General features: G+C 55.6%; 4 protein-coding genes and 1 pseudogene. 4 read left to right on the forward strand and 1 reads right to left on the reverse strand.

What is annotated here, in order from left to right; translation table 11 throughout:
• The first annotated feature begins 208 nt into the window (after positions 1 to 208).
• From ON759_RS13860 to ON759_RS13875, 4 genes are all read left to right on the forward strand, one after another.
• Positions 209 to 487 (forward strand): BrnT family toxin, encoded by a 279-nt coding sequence (locus tag ON759_RS13860; RefSeq protein WP_271680982.1) that lies wholly within the window; start codon positions 209 to 211, stop codon positions 485 to 487.
• Between the two features lie 5 nt (positions 488 to 492).
• A complete protein-coding gene (locus tag ON759_RS13865; protein ID WP_271680983.1) occupies positions 493 to 720 on the forward strand; it encodes a CopG family antitoxin in 228 nt (75 codons plus the stop codon).
• 419 nt (positions 721 to 1139) lie between these two features.
• On the forward strand, positions 1140 to 1502 hold the full coding sequence (locus tag ON759_RS13870; protein WP_271680984.1) for a hypothetical protein: 363 nt from the start codon (positions 1140 to 1142) through the stop codon (positions 1500 to 1502).
• A 64-nt stretch (positions 1503 to 1566) separates the two neighbouring features.
• Positions 1567 to 2058 carry a hypothetical protein gene (locus ON759_RS13875; RefSeq protein WP_271680985.1) on the forward strand — a complete coding sequence of 164 codons (492 nt, stop codon included), beginning with the start codon at positions 1567 to 1569 and terminating at the stop codon, positions 2056 to 2058.
• A gap of 1 nt (position 2059) precedes the next feature.
• Here ON759_RS13875 and ON759_RS14055 read toward each other — a convergent pair.
• Positions 2060 to 2167: pseudogene (locus tag ON759_RS14055) on the reverse strand (IS30 family transposase); the annotation flags it as partial.

Below are 2167 nucleotides of genomic sequence, written 5' to 3' on the forward strand. Positions count from 1 at the left end.
CGGAGTGATCGCCTTCAGTCTGCCAGCTCACCGCCTCCTTCTCAGGCGTCGCAGGTGTTGCACTTACTTTGTTAACTTGCGCGGCCTAACAATTCGTTCAAGCCGAGCCCGCTTCGCGGTCTCGGACCGACCGGAACCGCATCGGGCGGGCCGGCTTAACTCAGGTGTTAGGTCTTGCAAAAGCACCGATCATCCATACAATGTACAGATGATCAAGTTTGAGTGGGATCCGGCAAAAGCCGCCTCAAACCTAAAGAAGCATGGCGTTTCCTTCGAGGAAGCCCAAACCGTCTTCTACGACGAATTCGCCGTTCAATTCTTCGACGAACCTCATTCCTCAGAAGAAGACCGGTTTCTCATGCTTGGCATGAGCAGCGGCGCCCACCTACTCCTTGTATGCCACTGCGAGCGTGACGGCGGTGGCGTTATCCGCATCATCTCTGCGCGCAAAGCGACCAAGAAAGAAAGCTCCTACTACGAGCCGTGACGACCATGAAAGCTGAATACGATCTCTCCAAAATGAAGTCCCGCAAGAACCCTTATGCGGCCAAGCTCAAGAAGCCCGTATCCATGCGCCTCTCAGAAGATGTCGTGGACTACTTCAAAGGCATGGCCAATGAGGCAGGCCTCCCGTATCAGAGCCTGATCAACTTGTACTTGCGGGATTGCGTCATGAAGCATCGCAAGGTTCAGATCGCCTGGCCCAGCAGCAAGACCTAACAATTCGTTCAAGCCGAGACCGCTTCGCGGCCTCGGCGCTGGCGCTAAGATTGTCCCAACGCCGCGGCCGCTCATCGGCCCGGCTTAACTCAGGTGTTAGCTGGGGCCAGAGTTGGGTTCAGCACTTTGAGTCCAATGACAAAGCCCAGGATCAAGGGCATTTCCTGCGTTGTGAATTATTGCCAAGAGCAGGCGCCCTCTTCTCTCGCCAAAGCGGCTTGCCGGCCCGGACCAAGCGCCACCAGAATTGGCTCTGGTTGCAACCGGACAAAGAGCGATCAACGGCTGGTCTCCCAGCTAACAATTCGTTCAAGCCGACGCCGCTTCGCGGCGTCGTGGTAGCTTTCCCGCATTCGCTGTTGTCCGCTTCGGCCACACCACGTTGCGGCGCGGCTTAACTCAGGTGTTAGGCCTACAGCATGAAGATCATCGCAATCTGGCGCTTTCTCGTGCTCGCTCTTGCAGCCACCTTAGCGCTCGCGCTGGCGTTCTATTGGTGGGAACAGCACTTCTTCCAGGTCATCTCGCCAGCTGTCTCGGATTTTCTCTTGAAGTGGTGGTGGCTCGGGGTGATCGCATCCCTAGCGATCATCAGCACCGCCGGGACAATCTTGATCTTATTCAATCCAAGGCCACACCTGATCTATCGCCTTCTTGCTTCCATTGCCAGCTACTTTTTTCCGCCAGTCTTGATTGCTTTCTGGCTCGTTTTCGTAGAGCGCTTCCGGCCTAACAATTCGTCCAAGCCGACACCGCTTCGCGGCGTCGGCAAAGCCTCGTAAGATTGTGGCCTTGCCGCCGCCGCAAATCGGTGCGGCTTAACTCAGGCGTTAGACCGCACAAGATATGGATCGCCATTTCATTTTCCGAAACTACTGGTGGATCGCGGCGATCGTCGGCGGTGCCGCAGCGTTAGCTTCTTTTCAGTTCGGCGGTGATGACAGGATCGGACTGATCGGAGCGTCAATCGCGGGCACCTTGGGGTTCTGCTACTTCGTCCAACAGCAGAAGCTCGCGGAAACAGCGCTCTTCCATCAGCTATTCACCGCATTCAATGCGCGCTATGACGCGCTCAACGGCGAGCTGATGTCTCTCCTCTCGGAAGGCGACCTCACAACCGAGCAACGAAACGTAATCGTTGACTACTTCAACTTGTGTTCTGAGGAGTACTTGTTCTACCAACAAGGCTACATTCCACGGCAAGTATGGCGTTCTTGGTGCCGCGGCATGTCTTGGTACTTGAAGCGTCACCCATTCAAAGACGTGTGGAACGACGAGTTCCGGACTGATTCGTTCTACGGCCTGTCGCTTTCCGTAATACAAGAAGGTGCGGGGTGAATTAACACTCCAAGTGCAACACCCCTGAGAGTTGTTGCATGCGCTGGATCGGCGTCTGGAAGCCATAGCGTTTTCTCGGTCGTGAGTTGAGTTTAGCGGCCACTTGGTC

The organism is Thermomonas mangrovi (assembly GCF_028201335.1).
Taxonomy (GTDB): domain Bacteria; phylum Pseudomonadota; class Gammaproteobacteria; order Xanthomonadales; family Xanthomonadaceae; genus Thermomonas; species Thermomonas mangrovi.

What these genes read in the sequence shown, in the direction of transcription:
- ON759_RS13860 (WP_271680982.1), top strand. Translation starts at nt 209, where the DNA reads ATGATCAAGTTTGAGTGGGATCCGGCAAAAGCCGCCTCAAACCTAAAG.
- ON759_RS13865 (WP_271680983.1), top strand. Translation starts at nt 493, where the DNA reads ATGAAAGCTGAATACGATCTCTCCAAAATGAAGTCCCGCAAGAACCCT.
- ON759_RS13870 (WP_271680984.1), top strand. Translation starts at nt 1,140, where the DNA reads ATGAAGATCATCGCAATCTGGCGCTTTCTCGTGCTCGCTCTTGCAGCC.
- ON759_RS13875 (WP_271680985.1), top strand. Translation starts at nt 1,567, where the DNA reads ATGGATCGCCATTTCATTTTCCGAAACTACTGGTGGATCGCGGCGATC.